The following is a 15,461-nucleotide window of genomic DNA, read 5'->3' as shown; positions in this document are numbered from 1 at the left end:
CTGCGACCCTAACGTTCGGGGGAAGCCTCAGCAGGGAGGAGCGGCCGGCACCTCGAAGGCGCCCCAGACCTCGCGGTGGTCGGAGATGCCCGAGCGCAGCACGGCCGCGGCGAGCGGCCGGACGGCCTCGTCGTGGAGGAGGAAGTCGATCCGGCGGTGCGGGACGGACGCCGGGACCGTCAGGCCGGGGCCCTCGCCCACCTCCGCCCAGGTGTCGGCCAGCCCGCCCCGCTCGAGGATCGCCACGGCGTGCGAGTCGGGCTCGGCGTTGAGGTCGCCGCCCAGGATGAAGGGCCCAGCGTCCCGGTCGATCACCGCGCGGATCGCGTGCGCCTGCTCGCGGCGCATCGACCCCGACGTGTGCTGCAGGTGGGTGTTGTAGACCGACACGCTGCGCCCGCGTACGTCGATCCGGGCGTGCAGCAGGCCGCGCAGCTCCATGCCCATCCGGTTGGGCAGGTGGGTGTTGGTGACGTCGCTGATCGGGTAGCGGGACAGGATCGCGTTGCCGATCGCCGCGGGAGGGAGCCCGGGCAGTGCCGGCCGGCGGAGCTTGTTGGCGCCGTACGCCGTGTGGAAGCCGAGCGTGCGGCCCAGCGACTCGGCCTGCTGGACCACGCCGGTGCGGACCCGGTCGCGGTCGACCTCCTGGAGCAGCACGACGTCGGCCCGCGAGGCCGAGATCGCCCGGGCGATCTGGCCGAGGTCGAGGCGGCCGTGGCCGAGGCCTCCGTGGATGTTGAAGGTCAGCACCGAGAGCCGGACCGCGGGCCCGGGGGTCGGGCAGGTGCTCGGCTCCGGAGTCGTGGGTGGCGTCGGGTGGGCGGCCGGCGGCGACGTGGGAAGCACCGGGCTGGAGGGGACCGGAGCCGGATCGGGCGGCCGCGCGGGGGCGGGCCAGAAGGCCACCAGCCCACCCAGGGTCATGAGGGCGAGGAGGGCGAACAGCCCGTGGATCCAGCGGTTCATCGGTCTCCTGTCTCGCTCGGTTCCCGGGGTTGTCGGCTCGCCCGTGCAGGATAGGCGGCATGCGGTTGGTCCCCGACGCCGAGCGGCGTGCCCGTCTCGCCCAGCGACACGGCATCGCGCCGGGCCACCGGCTGCCCGACCCGGTCGAGGCGACCCGGGCGATGACGGTGCTGCACGCGACCGAGCCCGCCACGGTTTACCTCTCGCTGCTCGCGCGGGTCGACGGCCTCGAGGTGGCCGACGTCGACGCCGCCCTCTACGCCGACCGGTCGCTGGTCAAGCAGCTCGCGATGCGCCGCACGCTCTTCGTCTTCCCGCGCGACCTGCTGCCCGCCGCCTGGGGGAGCGCCTCGGCCCGGGTCGCCACCCAGCTGCGGGCCCGGCTCGCCAAGGAGGTCGAGCAGGGCGGGCTGTCCGCCGACGGGGCCGCCTGGCTCGACGCGGCGTGCGCGGCCACGCTGGCGCGGCTGGCCGACGGCGCCGAGCTGTCCGCCCAGACCCTGCGTGAGGAGGTGCCCGAGCTCGACGGCCGCGTGGTGATGTCTCCCGGCAAGTCCTACGGCGGCAGCTTCCCGATCGCGCCCCGGGTGCTCACCCAGCTGGCGGTCGAGGCGCGCATCGTGCGCGGGCGCAACGGCGGTCACTGGCGGACCTCGCGGCCGCAGTGGACGCTGATGGACCGGTGGCTGGGGGAGTCGCCCGCGCCGCTCAAGAGCGACGAGGGCTTCGCGGAGCTGGTCGGCCGCTGGCTGGCGACGTTCGGCCCCGGCACGGCCGCCGACGTCCAGTGGTGGCTGGGCGGCACCGCCGGGGCCGTCCGGCATGCGTTCGCCTCGGTCGGTGCGGTCGAGGTCGGGCTGGAGAGCGGCGAGACGGGCTGGGTGCTGCCCGACGACGTGGACGTGGTGCCGGAGGTCGCGCCCTGGGCCGCGCTGCTGCCGGTGCTGGACCCCACGGTGATGGGCTGGAAGGCCCGCGACTTCTTCCTCGGACCCCACGGGGCGGCCCTGTTCGACTCCAACGGCAACGCCGGCACCACCGTCTGGTGGGACGGCCGCGTCGTGGGCTGCTGGGTGCAGGACGCCGAGGGGGTGGTCGTGCTCCACCTGCTGGAGGACGTGCCCGCCGAGGGGCGCGCCGCGCTCGACGCCGAGGCCTCCCGGCTCACGACCTGGCTGGGCGGCACCCGCGTCAGCACCGTCTACCCGTCCCCGGCGATGAAGGCCGCCGTGGCGGCGCTCTAACCTTGGCCCGTGCGTGAGCAGCCCGAACAGCAAGCCCCCCCGGTCCAGCGACTCCGGATCCGCTACGCCAAGCGCGGTCGGCTCCGCTTCACGAGCCACCGCGACTTCAGCCGGGCCTTCGAGCGGGCGATCTTCCGGGCCCGGGTCCCGATGGCCTACTCGTCGGGCTTCAACCCGCACCCGCGCATCTCCTACGCCGGCGCCGCCCCGACCGGGTCGGCCAGCGAGGCGGAGTACCTCGAGATCGGCCTCGCCGAGGTCGTCGACCCCGCCACGATCCACGCCGCCCTCGAGGAGGCGCTCCCCGACGGCCTCGACGTGGTCGAGGTCGTCGTGTCCCCGGGTGGTCCGTTCGCCGAGCTGCTCGAGGCCAGCCGGTGGGTCATCGACGTCGCCGGCTCGCTCGAGGCGGCACAGGAGGCCGTCGCCGGCTTCCTCGCCACCGACGCGGTCCCGGTGACCCGGATGACCAAGAAGGGCCTGCGCGAGTTCGACTGCCGCGCCGCGGTGGTGTCGCTCGCGGCCGTCGAGTCGCCCGCCGGAGCCCGCCTCGACCTGGTGCTGCGCCACGCCACGCCCGCCGTACGTCCCGACGACGTCCTGTCCGGCCTCGCCTCGACCACGGGCTTCGAGGCCGGCCCGGCCCCGCTGCTCACCCGGCTCGCCCAGGGGCCCCTCGACGTGGAGACCGGCACGGTCGGCGACCCGCTGCACATCTCGACATAGGGGCCTTCCCCGGTCCGTGTGCGATACTCGCCGTGGTCGACGACCGGCGGTACCCCGTCACGAGTCGGCCCGACGACGTTCTCGCCGCTCCTCCCCGGAGGACGGCACAGTGGAGGTACGTCGTCGCCAGACCGCGACGCGGCCGGGCGAGTCGGTGACAGCGACCCGCACAGTCACGTGACTGCAGCCCAGCGACCGCGGCAGGCGACGAAGAGTCTTCCAGTGACGCACACCGCGGAGGGTGTCGCCGCCACCGAAGGCTTTGCGTCGTGACCCCGCGTGCACCCCGTGTGCACGGGTTCCGCGGCGTCTGACACACCCGGACACCTGAGGTGCACGGGTCGAGGAGCACCACATGCCCGACGAAAATCCTGTCGGAAACCAGACCCCCGCTCCCGAGATCCCCGCCGCTGACGCGGTCGAGGCCTCCAGCGAGGGCAGCGAGGGCACCGCGCCGGCCAAGAAGGCGGCCGCGAAGAAGACGGCGGCCAAGAAGACCGCCGCGAAGAAGACCACCACCCCGCGCAAGACGGCCGCGAAGAAGGTCGCCGCCTCCGCCGAGGAGCTGCCGCTCGAGGTGCCGGCCCCCGAGGGCGAGCCCGCCGCGGCCGCCCCGGCGAAGAAGACGGCCAAGAAGGCCGCCGCGAAGAAGACCACCGCCAAGAAGGCGAGCACGAAGAAGGCCGCCGAGGTGCCCGCCGAGACGCCCGTCGAGGCGCCCGCGCCGGTCGCCGAGTCGGAGGCCACGGCCGCCGCCCCGGTCGCCGCCGTGCTCTTCCAGGCACCCGACGCGGCCAAGGCCCCGGCCCGCCGTACCCGCAAGGCGGCGCAGCCCAAGCCCGAGGCCACAGCACCCGCCGAGGAGCCGACCGCGGCGCCCGCGCCCGAGCCGGCCCAGGAGTCGGCCGAGGAGTCGGCCAAGCCCACGGTCAAGACCACCACCCGCACCCGCACCCGCACGCCCAAGAAGGTCGCCGAGCCCGCCCCGGTCGAGGACGAGGACGAGACCACCGACGAGCCGCAGCCCGAGCCGGACGAGGCCGAGGGCCAGACCGACAGCCAGGCCGACGACTCGGACGACTCGGACGAGTCCGACGGCGAGGGCGGTGGCGGTCGCCGCCGGCGTCGCCGCGGAGGCCGGCGCCGCCGCAAGTCCGGGGACGGCGAGTCGGGCGGCAACGACGACCACGGCCAGTCCGACAGCCAGGGCGGCCAGTCCAACCAGGGCGGCCAGGGCGGTCAGTCCCGCCAGGCCAAGCAGGACGGCAACGCCAACAGCAACGGCCCCGAGTCCGACGCCGAGCAGGACGCGGACGAGGGCGGCGAGGGCACCTCGCGCCGTCGTCGCCGCCGCCGTCGCTCCGGTGACGACGGGGGCGAGCCTGGGGACGACCCGGAGAACACCGTCACCCGCGTCCGCCGGCCGCGCTCGGCCGAGGACGAGATCACCGCGATCTCCGGTTCCACGCGCCTCGAGGCCAAGAAGCAGCGTCGCCGCGACGGCCGCGAGGCCGGTCGCCGCCGCGCCCCGATCGTGAGCGAGGCCGAGTTCCTGGCCCGCCGCGAGTCGGTCGACCGGGTCATGGTCATCCGCCAGCGCGACGAGCTCACCCAGATCGGGGTCCTCGAGGACAAGGTCCTCGTGGAGCACTACGTCGCCCGCGAGTCGCAGACCTCGCTGATCGGCAACGTCTACCTCGGCCGGGTCCAGAACGTCCTGCCCTCGATGGAGGCCGCCTTCATCGACATCGGCAAGGGCCGCAACGCGGTCCTGTACGCCGGCGAGGTCAACTGGTCCGCGCTCGGCCACCGCGAGGGCCAGCCGCGCAAGATCGAGTCGGTGCTCACCTCGGGCCAGACGGTGCTCGTGCAGGTCACCAAGGACCCGATCGGCCACAAGGGCGCCCGCCTGACCAGCCAGATCAGCCTGGCCGGCCGCTTCCTGGTCTACGTGCCCGACGGCACGACCAGCGGCATCTCCCGCAAGCTGCCCGACACCGAGCGCAACCGCCTCAAGGCGCTGCTCAAGGAGATCGTGCCGGACACCGCCGGCGTGATCGTCCGGACCGCGGCCGAGGGCGCCAGCGAGGACGAGCTGACCCGCGACGTCGAGCGGCTCAAGGCCCGCTGGGAGGACATCGAGGGCAAGGTCAAGGGCAGCGCCCCGCAGCTGCTGTACGGCGAGCCGGACCTCACCCTGAAGGTCGTGCGCGACCTGTTCACCGAGGACTTCACCAAGCTCGTGATCGAGGGCGACGACGCCTGGGACACGGTCCAGAACTACGTCCACCACGTCGCGCCGGACCTCGAGGAGCGGCTCGAGCGCTTCGAGTCGCCCAACGGCAAGGACATCTTCGCGACCTACCGCGTCGACGAGCAGATCGCCAAGGGCCTGGACCGCAAGGTCTGGCTGCCCTCGGGTGGCTCGCTGATCATCGACCGCACCGAGGCGATGACGGTCGTCGACGTCAACACCGGCAAGTTCACCGGATCGGGCGGCAACCTCGAGGAGACCGTCACCAAGAACAACCTCGAGGCGGCCGAGGAGATGGTCCGCCAGCTCCGGTTGCGCGACATCGGCGGCATCATCGTCATCGACTTCATCGACATGGTCCTGGAGTCCAACCGCGACCTCGTGCTGCGCCGCCTGGTCGAGTGCCTGGGTCGTGACCGGACCCGCCACCAGGTCGCCGAGGTGACCTCGCTGGGCCTGGTCCAGATGACGCGCAAGCGGATCGGCACCGGCCTGGTCGAGTCGTTCTCCGAGAACTGCGAGCACTGCCAGGGCCGCGGCGTGGTCATCCACGACGCCCCGGTCGAGCCCCGCAAGCCCGAGGACGAGTCGCGTCGCGGCGGTCGCCGCACGCGCGGCGGTCGTGGTCGGGGCGAGGGCGAGAACGAGCAGGGCGGCCAGAACGGCAACCAGGGCAACCAGGGCAACCAGGGTGGCCAGGGTGGTCGTGGCGGCCAGCAGGGCGGTCAGCAGGCCAAGGGCGGCACCCCGTCGCCCAAGGACATCGCCGCGCACGCCAAGCACGAGCACGACCACACCGAGCACGAGCACGCCGAGGCGCCGGCCGAGCAGATGCCCGAGGTCGAGGCCGCTCCGGTGGCCGAGACCCCCAGCGAGACCCCCAGCGAGACCCCCGTCGAGACGCCGGCCCAGCCCGCGGCTGAGAAGCCCGTGGAGAAGCCCGTCGAGAAGCCGGCCGAGGAGGCTCCGGCCGAGCCGGCCGCCCCGCAGGTGGTCACCCGGACGCGCCGTCGGGCGGCCAGCCGCCCCGCCGGCCAGCCGGAGACGCAGAGCGCCCCGCAGCCCGTCGTGGTCGAGGCGGCCCCGGCCGCCGCGGTCGAGACGCCCGCGGCCCCGCCCGTTGCTCCGGTGGCGGCTCCCAAGGTCGTGACCCGCACCCGTGGCCGCAGCGCGACCCGCCCCGCCGGCCCCCCGGTCGGCGCACCGGCCAGCGCCGGGGGCACCGTGCCGGCGATGCCGGACGTGAGCGCCACGACCCCGCCGGGCAGCGTCGGCAGCGTGGGACACCCCAGCCCGGACGGACTGGTCGAGCCGGGTGCCGCGTCGACCGAGCCCGGTCACGACGCCGAGGCCCATCACGTCGAGCACGTCCCGATCAAGAAGAAGGGCCAGCGCAAGCGCTGACCCCCGCAGCACCCCCACAGCACCAAGGGACGCCCCGGACCGCTGGTCCGGGGCGTTCGTGCGCCTCCAGGCCCGGCTCGCCGGTGATTCCGACCTCCCCGGGGACCGCGCTTTTGCGGTCTGCCACCCGGATCCGTACTATTGACCCTCGGTGCGCAATGCGTGCCCCTCTCTGTGTGGCAGTCCACGCGACGCACGATCCAATCCCCGTTCCCAGGGTCGTTGGCGCGTGTGGGACAGCTCCAGACCATGACGTAAGCGAAGTTCGACGAAGGAGACCGCGGTGTACGCGATCGTGCGCGCAGGCGCCACCCAGCAGAAGGTTGCCGTGGGCGACGTCATCGAGATCGACAAGATCACGGACAAGGTCGGCGACTCGGTGAAGCTCCCGGTCGTCCTCGTCGTCGACGGCGAGAAGATCACCTCCGACACGAAGGCGCTCGACAAGGCCTCCGTGACCGTTGAGGTCCTCGGCGCCACCAAGGGCCCCAAGATCATCATCCAGAAGTACAAGAACAAGACCGGCTACAAGAAGCGCCAGGGTCACCGCCAGAAGTACACCCAGGTCAAGGTCACCGACATCTCCCTCTGAGCCCTGCCTCCCCGGCACCGCTCACAGCGCACAAAGGACTGAACTCATGGCACACAAGAAGGGCGCCGCGTCCACCAAGAACGGTCGCGACTCGAACTCCCAGCGCCTCGGCGTGAAGCGCTACGGCGGCCAGGCCGTCAACGCCGGCGAGATCATCGTGCGCCAGCGCGGCACGCACTTCCACCCGGGCTCCGGCGTGGGTCGTGGCGGCGACGACACGCTGTTCGCCCTCATCGCCGGTGCGGTCCAGTTCGGCACCCGCCGCGGCCGCCGCGTGGTCAACATCGTTCCGGGCGAGTGATCTGACGCACCCGGCTTGATCCCGGCTCGGTCACGAGCTACTTCGAAGGGCGTCCCTAGACTCGGGGCGCCCTTCGCCATTTCTGCAGGTCCCGCCTGCGAGTCACAGGAGCACCCATGGCTGTCCCCACGTTCGTCGACCAGGTCACGCTGCACATCAGCGCCGGCCGCGGCGGGAACGGCGTCGCCTCGGTGCACCGTGAGAAGTTCAAGCCGCTCGGCGGCCCCGACGGCGGCAACGGCGGCCCGGGCGGCTCGGTCATCCTGCGCGTGGACCCCGACGTCACGACGCTGATCGACTACCACCACAGCCCCAAGCGCCGCGCCGAGAACGGCGGCCAGGGCGCGGGCGACCACAAGAACGGCGCCCACGGCTCCGACCTGGTGCTGACCGTCCCGGACGGCACGGTCGTCAGTACGCCGAAGGGCACCGTGCTCGCCGACATGACCGGCGCCGGCACCGAGATGGTGATCGCGGCCGGCGGCCGCGGCGGCCTCGGCAACGCCGCGCTGGCCTCGTCCAAGCGCAAGGCCCCCGGCTTCGCCCTGCTCGGCGAGCCGGGCGAGGAGCTCGAGATCGTCCTCGAGCTCAAGGTCGTCGCCGACATCGGCCTGGTCGGCTTCCCGAGCGCCGGCAAGTCCAGCCTGATCGCCGCGATCAGCCGGGCCCGGCCCAAGATCGCGGACTACCCGTTCACCACCCTCGTGCCCAACCTCGGCGTGGTCACGGCCGGCGACACGACGTTCACCGTCGCCGACGTCCCCGGCCTGATCGAGGGCGCGAGCGAGGGTCGCGGCCTGGGCCACGACTTCCTGCGCCACATCGAGCGCTGCGCGGCGCTGGTCCACGTGATCGACACCGCGACCATGGAGCCCGGCCGCAACCCGGTCGAGGACCTCGACATCATCGAGAACGAGCTCAGCCGCTACGGCGGCCTCGAGGACCGTCCGCGCCTCGTCGCGCTCAACAAGGTCGACGTGCCCGACGGTCGCGACATCTCCGACTTCGTCGTCGACGAGCTGCGCGAGCGCGGCCTGCGTGTCTTCCAGATCTCCGCGATGTCGACCGAAGGCCTGCGCGAGCTGACCTTCGCGATGGCCGAGATCGTCCAGCGCGCCCGGGCGGAGAAGGAGGTCGTGGAGGCCAAGCGGATCATCCTGCGGCCCGCCTCCGCCGACGGCAACGACACCTTCACCATCACCGACACCCAGGACGGCTGGCGGGTACGCGGCGAGAAGCCCGAGCGCTGGATCCGCCAGACCGACTTCAGCAACGACGAGGCCGTCGGCTTCCTCTCCGACCGGCTCAACCGGCTGGGTGTCGAGACCCGGCTTCTCGAGCTCGGCGCGCAGGAGGGCGACACGGTCATCATCGGCCACGAGGACAACTCGGTCGTCTTCGACTTCAAGCCGGGCATCGACGCCGGCGCCGAGATGCTCGGTCGCCGTGGCGAGGACCAGCGCTTCGACCACTCGCGGCCCGCGGCCCGCCGCCGCCGCGCGATCGACGAGGCGATGGACGAGCGCACCGAGACCGAGACCCGGGCCGACGTCGCGCGCCGGCTCGACAAGCCCGAGAGCTACGGCCCGAAGAGCTACACCATCGGCACCGCCGAGGATCCCGACTGGGCGGAAGACGACCCGGGGAAGTGACCGGCCGGTGAGCGTGCGCGCGCAGGTGACCGACGCCCGTCGCGTCGTGGTCAAGGTGGGGTCCTCCTCGCTGACCACGGCGTCCGGCGGCATCGATCCCGCGCGCGTCCAGAGGCTCGTCGACGTCCTCGCCGAGCTGCGACAGCGCGGCGTCGAGGTCGTGCTGGTCTCCTCCGGCGCGATCGCCGCCGGGCTCGCCCCGCTCGGCCTGAAGCGTCGCCCCAAGGGCCTGCCGGCCCAGCAGGCCGCGGCATCCGTCGGCCAGGGGCTGCTGGTCCACCGCTACACCGAGGAGCTCGCCCGCCACGGCGTCATCGCGGGCCAGGTCCTGCTCACCGTCGACGACGTGACCCGGCGCGCGCACTACCGCAACGCCTACCAGACCTTCGCCAAGCTCCTCGAGCTCGGCGTGCTGCCGATCGTCAACGAGAACGACACCGTCGCCACCAGCGAGATCCGGTTCGGCGACAACGACCGCCTGGCGGCCCTCGTCGCCCACCTCGTGCACGCCGACCTGCTCGTCCTGCTCAGCGACGTCGACGGCCTGTACGACGCGGACCCGGCCGACCCCGCCAGCACCCTGCTCGGCGACGTGCTCGCCGACACCGACCTCGCCGCCGTGCGCATCGGCAGCACCGGCGCCGCGGGCGTCGGCACGGGTGGCATGCAGACCAAGGTCGAGGCGGCCCGGATCGCGACCGGTGCCGGCATCCCGGTCGTGCTGACCGCCGCCGACCAGGCCGCCGCGGCCCTCGCGGGCGAGCGGGTCGGGACCCTGTTCCACCCCACCGGCCGCCGGCGCCCCACCCGCCTGCTGTGGCTGGCCCACGCCACCGAGCCCAAGGGTCGGCTGCTGCTCGACCCCGGCGCCGTCCGGGCGGTCGCGGAGCGGCGCGCGTCGCTGCTCGCAGCGGGCATCACCGGCGCGACCGGCCAGTTCGTCGCCGGCGACCCCGTCGACCTGTGCGGCCCCGACGGCGTCGCCTTCGCGCGCGGTCTGGTGAACTTCGACGCCGAGGAGGTGCCCAGCCTGCTCGGCCGGTCCTCCCACGACCTCAAGCGCGAGCTCGGCGCGGCGTACGAACGCGAGGTCGTCCACCGCGACGACCTCGTGCTGCTCTAGGGCCTCCTCTAGCCTCGCCCCATGCGCGAGCCGATGCCCCAGACGCCCGAGGAACGAGCCGAGGACGACTACTGGGAGCGGCTCTACGGTCCGTGGGACTGCCTGGACCCTGCCGGCGTCGCGGAGTTCTTCGACGGCTTCGACCGTCCGTGGTGGATCGTCGGCGGCTGGTCGATCGAGGCCTTCACCGGCGCACCGCGCGAGCACGAGGACGTCGACGTCTCGATCCTGGTCCGCGACGTCGCCGCCCTCCGCGAGCACGTCGGTGACCGCTGGCAGCTGTGGAACATCGCCGACGGTGCGCTCCGCCCGCTCACCGACCGCTGGCCGGACCTGATGGACCCCGAGAGCCAGGTCTGGGTGCGGCGCGACGCCACGTCCCCGTGGGTGATGGACCTGCCCGTCACCCCCGACCGCGACGGACTCTGGACCAACAAGAAGCTGCCCGGCCACGTCCTCCCGGTCGAGGAGGCGACCCACGTCGCGGCGGACGGGATCCGCTACCTCAACCCCGAGATCGCGCTGATGTACAAGGCCCGACTGCAACGTGCCAAGGACCGTCGCGACCTCGAGGTGACGTGGCCGCTGCTCGCCCCGGAGGCGCGCGCCTGGCTGCGCGAGGCCGTGGGCCGGCTGCACCCGGACCACCCGTGGCTGGCGTGGATGGACGGGTGATGGACGGCTGATGGACCGGGAGTGGGGCGCGGCGTGGTGACCGCCGTACGCTGGACCACGCCATGAGCTCCCCGACCCCCACGACCCGGCCGCGCACGGTCTACCTCGACCACGCCGCCACCACGCCGATGCTGCCCTCGGCCGTGGAGGCGATGACCGCGCACCTGCTCGACGTCGGCAACGCGAGCTCGCTGCACGCCTCCGGCCGACAGGCCCGCAGGGTCGTGGAGGAGTCGCGCGAGACGATCGCCCAGGCCCTCAACTGCCGGCCCGGCGAGGTCGTGTTCACCTCGGGCGGCACCGAGGCCGACAACCTCGCCCTCAAGGGCGTCTTCTGGGCCCGGCGCGCCGCCGACCCGGCCCGCACCCGCATCCTGACCACCGCCGTCGAGCACCACGCCGTCCTCGACCCGCTGCACTGGCTCGGCGAGCGCGAGGGCGCCGACGTCGAGCTCCTGCCGGTCGACCAGCAGGCCCGCCTCGACGTCGACGCGCTCCGCGCCAGCATCGAGCGTGACCCGGGCTCGGTGGCCCTCATCTCGGTGATGTGGGCCAACAACGAGGTCGGCACACTCCAGCCCCTCGACGAGGTCGTGGCCCTCGCCGCCGAGCACGGCATCCCGGTCCACACCGACGCCGTGCAGGCCGTCGGCCAGGTGCCGGTCGACTTCGCGGCCTCCGGCGTCGACGCGCTCACGCTCACCGGCCACAAGGTCGGCGGGCCCTACGGCGTCGGCGCGCTCGTCGTACGCCGTGAGGTGGACGTGACCGCCCTCGTCCACGGCGGCGGCCAGGAGCGCAACATCCGCAGCGGCACCATCGACACCCCCGCGATCGCCGGCTTCGCGACTGCCGTCGAGCTGAGCGTCAAGCAGCAGGCCGACCACGCGGTCCGGGTCCGGGCGCTCCGCGACGACCTCGTGGCCCGGGTCATCGCGGCCGTCCCCGACGCCCACCTGCACGGCGCGCCGCTCGGCGATCGGCGCCTGCCCGGCAACGCCCACCTCGGCTTCCCCGACTGCGAGGGCGACTCGCTGCTGATGCTGCTCGACGCCCGCGGCATCGAGTGCTCCACGGGGTCGGCCTGCTCGGCCGGCGTCCCGCAGCCCTCGCACGTCCTGCTCGCGATGGGGTGCACCGACGAGGCCGCCAGGCACTCGCTGCGCTTCTCGCTCGGCCACACCTCCACCCGGGCCGACGTCGACGCGCTCGTCGACGCGATCGGACCCGTCGTCGAGCGGGCCCGGGCCTCGCGGCGGTGATCACCCGATGAAGGTCCTCGCCGCCATGTCCGGGGGCGTCGACTCGGCCGTCGCCGCCGCGCGCGCCGCCGAGGCCGGCCACGACGTCACCGGCATCCACCTCGCGCTCTCGCGCAACCCCGCGTCGTACCGCTCCGGCGCCCGCGGCTGCTGCACCATCGAGGACAGCAACGACGCGCGCCGCGCGGCCGACGTGATCGGCATCCCCTTCTACGTCTGGGACCTCTCCGACCGCTTCCACGCGGACGTGGTCGAGGACTTCATGGACGAGTACGCCGCCGGCCGCACGCCCAACCCGTGCCTGCGCTGCAACGAGAAGATCAAGTTCGCCGCGGTGCTCGACCGGGCCCTCGGGCTGGGCTTCGACGCCGTCGCCACGGGCCACTACGCCCAGCTGCGCTCCGGCGCGGACGGGCTGATCGAGATGCACCGGGCGGTCGACCACGGCAAGGACCAGTCCTACGTGCTCGGCGTGCTGGACCAGTCCCAGCTGGCCCACTCACTGTTCCCGCTCGGCGACACCAACAAGACCGCCGTCCGGGCCGAGGCGGCCGCGCGGGGTCTGCTGGTGGCCGACAAGCCGGACAGCCACGACATCTGCTTCGTCGCCGACGGCGACAACGCCGGCTGGCTGCGCGAGAAGCTCGGCGACCGCGCCACCAACCACGGCGGCGACATCGTCGACGACGCGACCGGCGAGGTGCTCGGACAGCACGAGGGCACGGTCGGGTTCACGATCGGCCAGCGCAAGGGCCTGCGCATCGGCACCCCGGCGCCCGACGGCAAGCCGCGCTTCGTCCTCGACATCGAGCCGGTCAGCGGCACCGTCACCGTCGGCCCGCGCGAGCGGCTGGCCGTCGACCGGCTGACCGGCATCAAGCCGCGCTGGTGCGGCACCGTCCCGGAGGTGCTCGAGGGCCCCGACGTCACCGTCCAGCTCCGTGCGCACGGCGACGAGCACCGCGCGGTCGTGACGGTCCGCGACGACGGTGTCGCCATCGAGCTGCTCGACCCCGCCCACGGCATCGCCCCGGGCCAGGCCGCGGTCTTCTACGACGGCAGCCGGGTCGTCGGCTCGGCCACGATCGCCGCGACCCAGCGGGTCCACACATGACGGTGGCCACCGGCGTCGGATCGATGCCCGGCGAGGACCAGGACGCCTTCGGCACCGCCGTGCGACTCGTCCTCGAGGAGCTCCCGGACCTGCCGCACCTGCCCGAGGTGCCCGGTCGCGGCGCCACCGCGTCGATGACGGGCCGCGGCCTCGCGGTGCTCAGCGACCTCGGCGCGGACCTCCAGCCCGCCGGTTGGCGGCTCACCGGGACGGACGGCCCGGGCGTCGACCACCGTCGCGCCCGCAGCCTGCTGGGCCAGGACCTCGACCACCTCGAGGAGCAGGCCGAGGGATACACCGGCTCCTTCAAGATCCAGGTGGCGGGGCCGTGGACCCTCGCCGCCACCGTCGAGCGGCCGCGCGGCGACAAGGTGCTCGCCGACCACGGCGCCCGGCGCGACCTGGCCCAGGCGCTGGCCGAGGGCGTGCGCGACCACGTTCGCGACGTACGCCGCCGGCTGCCCGGCGTGGACCGCCTGGTCGTGCAGGTCGACGAGCCGGCGCTGGCCACGGTCCTGGCCGGGAAGATCCCGACCGCGTCCGGCTGGGGACGGCACCGCACGGTGCACCCGCCCGAGGCCTCCGCCGCGCTGGCGTGGGTCTTCGAGGCGATCACCGACGAGGGCGCCGAGCCGTGGCTGCACTCCTGCTCCGCCGACGCGCCGCTGGGGCTGGCGCGTGGCGCCGGCGCGCGGGGGCTGTCCGTGGACCTGTCCCAGGTCGGGGCGGCGGGCCACGACCAGCTCGCCGAGGCCCTGGAGAAGGGCGAGACCGTCGTGCTGGGCGTCGCGCCGTCGACCGACCCGGCCAGGCAGCCCACCGACACCCAGCTCACCGAGTCGGTGCTGCGGTGGCTGGACATGCTCGGTCTCGATCCGGCAACGATCGGCGCCGGGCTCGCGATCAGCCCAACCTGCGGCCTTGCCGGTGCGTCGTACACCTGGACCCGCCGCGTCCTGCCGCTGCTGCGCACGACCGCGGGCAACCTGACCGACTGATCCCGGGGGAGCCGCCGTGCCACGCATCTCGATCCTGGTCGTGCTGGTGCTGCTCGCCGGCTGCGGCTCCCGGACCGGCGCGTCGCCCGACGAGGGCGGCGACGTCCCGATCACGCAGGCGGCGATCGCCGCCGTCGCGCTCGACCACCTCGACGTGGACGTCGACCACCTCCAGGCGACCTACACCGACCGCAGCAGCCCGCAAGGCCTGCTGGGCGCCGACATCCGCTACGGCTCGGAGCCGAGCGAGGACGGCGACCTGGTCCGGGTCACCCTCCAGCCGCATCTCGACCGGGACCCCTGCGCCGAGGCGTTCCACTGCGTCGACCTGGGCGACGGGGTCCACCTGAGGTGGGGCGAGGTCGTCCCGGAGGAGGACCCGGGAAGCGTCGCGGTGATCCTGCAGGGGCCCCGCGAGGACGTCATGGTGCTCTCGTCCGGTCCGGACATCACCGGCGACCCGCGTGACCTCGACCTGCAGGTCCCCGTCGAGGACCTGGAGGCGATCGCGCGGGACGACCGGCTTCACCTGAGCACGACGCAGGACGTCGTGGACGCCGGTGACGACCTCGAGGCGTGGGGCGGTCAGGAGCCGGACCCGCACGCCTACGACCGCGAGGCGTCGACCGACAGCTCCCTCGTCAACGCCTACCTCCTGCGGCGGGGTGGCTACGCCGGCTTCACCGACCAGGGGAGCTCCCCGCTGAAGGCGTCGTGGGGACCGGGCGCGGTCGGCGGACGCATCCACCGCCTCCGCGAGCTGGACGTCCCGGCCGCCGACATCGACGTGCTGGCCTCGATCAGCGGCCCGACCTGGGTGGCGGCGGAGGCCTGCCACACGCAGGCCTACGACCACTGCGCCCGGTTCCCGGGCGCCCGCTGGCCGCGCTACCTGCTGTGGCAGCCCGGACCGGACGGCCAGGTGTGGATGCTGCAGCGCCGCGAGGGGGAGTACGTCGGCGTACGGTTCAGCGGCTTCGACGTGCCCGAGGCGCAGGACGCGGTGGAGGTCGTCGCCGAGTGGTACCTCGTCAAGGGCTTCCTGGGCGACCGCAACCTGGGCCTGCGGTGCGACAAGGAGGTCGTCGAGTTCGACCTGGCGCAGGCGCAGGCCGAGGGACGATGAAATGACACCGACCCGTCGTCA

General features: G+C 73.6%; 13 protein-coding genes. 12 read left to right on the top strand and 1 reads right to left on the bottom strand.

Going from position 1 to position 15,461, the window contains the following annotated elements; all coding sequences use genetic code 11:
* Nucleotides 1-27: 27 nt before the first annotated feature.
* Nucleotides 28-969 carry an endonuclease/exonuclease/phosphatase family protein gene (locus FB382_RS12800; protein WP_182539688.1) on the bottom strand — a complete coding sequence of 314 codons (942 nt, stop codon included), beginning with the start codon at nucleotides 967-969 and terminating at the stop codon, nucleotides 28-30.
* Nucleotides 970-1,028: 59 nt separating this feature from the next.
* Between FB382_RS12800 and FB382_RS12795 the strand changes: the two genes are divergently transcribed.
* From FB382_RS12795 to FB382_RS12740, 12 genes are all read left to right on the top strand, one after another.
* A complete protein-coding gene (locus FB382_RS12795) occupies nucleotides 1,029-2,213 on the top strand; it encodes a winged helix DNA-binding domain-containing protein (protein ID WP_182539686.1) in 1,185 nt (394 codons plus the stop codon).
* A gap of 9 nt (nucleotides 2,214-2,222) precedes the next feature.
* Nucleotides 2,223-2,939, top strand: a complete 717-nt coding sequence (locus FB382_RS12790; RefSeq protein ID WP_182539683.1) for a TIGR03936 family radical SAM-associated protein — start codon at nucleotides 2,223-2,225, stop codon at nucleotides 2,937-2,939.
* A 355-nt stretch (nucleotides 2,940-3,294) separates the two neighbouring features.
* Nucleotides 3,295-6,597 (top strand): Rne/Rng family ribonuclease, encoded by a 3,303-nt coding sequence (locus FB382_RS12785; RefSeq protein WP_182539681.1) that lies wholly within the window; start codon nucleotides 3,295-3,297, stop codon nucleotides 6,595-6,597.
* 283 nt (nucleotides 6,598-6,880) lie between these two features.
* Nucleotides 6,881-7,189 carry a 50S ribosomal protein L21 gene (gene rplU, locus FB382_RS12780; RefSeq protein ID WP_125039259.1) on the top strand — a complete coding sequence of 103 codons (309 nt, stop codon included), beginning with the start codon at nucleotides 6,881-6,883 and terminating at the stop codon, nucleotides 7,187-7,189.
* Between the two features lie 46 nt (nucleotides 7,190-7,235).
* Complete coding sequence (gene rpmA / locus FB382_RS12775; protein WP_125039258.1) at nucleotides 7,236-7,490, top strand: 50S ribosomal protein L27; 255 nt, start codon at nucleotides 7,236-7,238, stop codon at nucleotides 7,488-7,490.
* A gap of 116 nt (nucleotides 7,491-7,606) precedes the next feature.
* Complete coding sequence (obgE, locus tag FB382_RS12770; RefSeq protein ID WP_182539679.1) at nucleotides 7,607-9,142, top strand: GTPase ObgE; 1,536 nt, start codon at nucleotides 7,607-7,609, stop codon at nucleotides 9,140-9,142.
* Between the two features lie 7 nt (nucleotides 9,143-9,149).
* Nucleotides 9,150-10,265 carry a glutamate 5-kinase gene (gene proB / locus FB382_RS12765; protein ID WP_182539676.1) on the top strand — a complete coding sequence of 372 codons (1,116 nt, stop codon included), beginning with the start codon at nucleotides 9,150-9,152 and terminating at the stop codon, nucleotides 10,263-10,265.
* A gap of 21 nt (nucleotides 10,266-10,286) precedes the next feature.
* On the top strand, nucleotides 10,287-10,940 hold the full coding sequence (locus FB382_RS12760; protein ID WP_182539674.1) for a nucleotidyltransferase domain-containing protein: 654 nt from the start codon (nucleotides 10,287-10,289) through the stop codon (nucleotides 10,938-10,940).
* A 62-nt stretch (nucleotides 10,941-11,002) separates the two neighbouring features.
* Nucleotides 11,003-12,202, top strand: a complete 1,200-nt coding sequence (locus FB382_RS12755) for a cysteine desulfurase family protein (protein WP_182539671.1) — start codon at nucleotides 11,003-11,005, stop codon at nucleotides 12,200-12,202.
* A gap of 7 nt (nucleotides 12,203-12,209) precedes the next feature.
* Nucleotides 12,210-13,316: a tRNA 2-thiouridine(34) synthase MnmA gene (gene mnmA / locus FB382_RS12750; protein WP_182539669.1), complete on the top strand. Its 1,107-nt coding sequence runs from the start codon at nucleotides 12,210-12,212 to the stop codon at nucleotides 13,314-13,316.
* Nucleotides 13,313-14,314, top strand: coding sequence for a uroporphyrinogen decarboxylase/cobalamine-independent methonine synthase family protein (locus FB382_RS12745; RefSeq protein WP_182539667.1), 1,002 nt, complete (start codon nucleotides 13,313-13,315; stop codon nucleotides 14,312-14,314). The genes mnmA and FB382_RS12745 overlap by 4 nt, the downstream gene beginning before the upstream one ends.
* Nucleotides 14,315-14,330: 16 nt before the next feature.
* A complete protein-coding gene (locus tag FB382_RS12740; RefSeq protein WP_182539665.1) occupies nucleotides 14,331-15,440 on the top strand; it encodes a hypothetical protein in 1,110 nt (369 codons plus the stop codon).
* The last annotated feature ends 21 nt before the right edge of the window (nucleotides 15,441-15,461 follow it).

Origin of the sequence: Nocardioides ginsengisegetis (genome assembly GCF_014138045.1) — a bacterium.
Lineage (GTDB): Bacteria > Actinomycetota > Actinomycetes > Propionibacteriales > Nocardioidaceae > Nocardioides > Nocardioides ginsengisegetis.
This window is presented reverse-complemented; position numbering and strand designations above follow the sequence as displayed.

Bases quoted from the DNA above. Each gene is read 5' to 3' on its own strand.
- FB382_RS12795 (WP_182539686.1), top strand. From the start codon at position 1,029: ATGCGGTTGGTCCCCGACGCCGAGCGGCGTGCCCGTCTCGCCCAGCGA.
- obgE (WP_182539679.1), top strand. From the start codon at position 7,607: ATGGCTGTCCCCACGTTCGTCGACCAGGTCACGCTGCACATCAGCGCC.
- FB382_RS12755 (WP_182539671.1), top strand. From the start codon at position 11,003: ATGAGCTCCCCGACCCCCACGACCCGGCCGCGCACGGTCTACCTCGAC.
- FB382_RS12800 (WP_182539688.1), bottom strand. From the start codon at position 969: ATGAACCGCTGGATCCACGGGCTGTTCGCCCTCCTCGCCCTCATGACC.
- FB382_RS12745 (WP_182539667.1), top strand. From the start codon at position 13,313: ATGACGGTGGCCACCGGCGTCGGATCGATGCCCGGCGAGGACCAGGAC.
- FB382_RS12760 (WP_182539674.1), top strand. From the start codon at position 10,287: ATGCGCGAGCCGATGCCCCAGACGCCCGAGGAACGAGCCGAGGACGAC.
- mnmA (WP_182539669.1), top strand. From the start codon at position 12,210: ATGAAGGTCCTCGCCGCCATGTCCGGGGGCGTCGACTCGGCCGTCGCC.
- FB382_RS12785 (WP_182539681.1), top strand. From the start codon at position 3,295: ATGCCCGACGAAAATCCTGTCGGAAACCAGACCCCCGCTCCCGAGATC.
- rpmA (WP_125039258.1), top strand. From the start codon at position 7,236: ATGGCACACAAGAAGGGCGCCGCGTCCACCAAGAACGGTCGCGACTCG.